This window comes from Pseudomonas sp. EA_65y_Pfl1_P113 (assembly GCF_963970525.1).
GTDB lineage: Bacteria > Pseudomonadota > Gammaproteobacteria > Pseudomonadales > Pseudomonadaceae > Aquipseudomonas > Aquipseudomonas tritici.
This window is the reverse complement of sequence record NZ_CAXAQM010000518.1, coordinates 1-465: the sequence shown is the minus strand read 5'-3', so window position 1 is coordinate 465 and position 465 is coordinate 1. Positions and strand designations below refer to the sequence as shown.

The following is a 465-nucleotide window of genomic DNA, read 5'->3' as shown; positions in this document are numbered from 1 at the left end:
ATCCGCTTTGCGCTCGGCGTCGACCAGCGCCGAGGCGGGATCGGGAAAGCGGCTGTCGGGATAGAGGTTCGAAGCTTGCCGCTGCGCCTCGACGAAGATTGCCCAGCCTGATCCAAGGCGACGGAACGCATTGTTGAGGCGGCCGGCGATGGCGACTAGCTCAGCCTGTACGGCGCTGTCGAGGTCGGGGCCGCGGAAGCGTGCCGTGCGCTGGAAGCTGCCGTCCTTGTTGAGGACGATGCCGGAGCCCACCAGCGCGACCCAGGGGAGGAAGTCGGCCAGGCGGCTGTTGCGATTGCGATATTCGGCAAGGTTCATCATGGCCGCGCTCCCCTCAGACCGAAAGGTGTGCGGGGACGCGCAGATGGCGGCGCACAACGTCGACGAAGAGCGGATCGCGCTTGGCAGCCCACACCGCGGTGACGTGGCCGATCGCCCAGATCGCGATCCCCACCAGCCAGAGGC

The 465-nt window shown here is 67.3% G+C and carries 2 pseudogenes; both read right to left on the bottom strand.

The annotated features are described in order from the left end of the window. Positions 1 to 321 (bottom strand): annotated as a pseudogene (locus AACY52_RS30855) (conjugal transfer protein TrbE); the annotation flags it as partial. Between the two features lie 13 nt (positions 322 to 334). Then, a pseudogene (locus tag AACY52_RS32515) lies at positions 335 to 465 on the bottom strand (conjugal transfer protein); the annotation flags it as partial.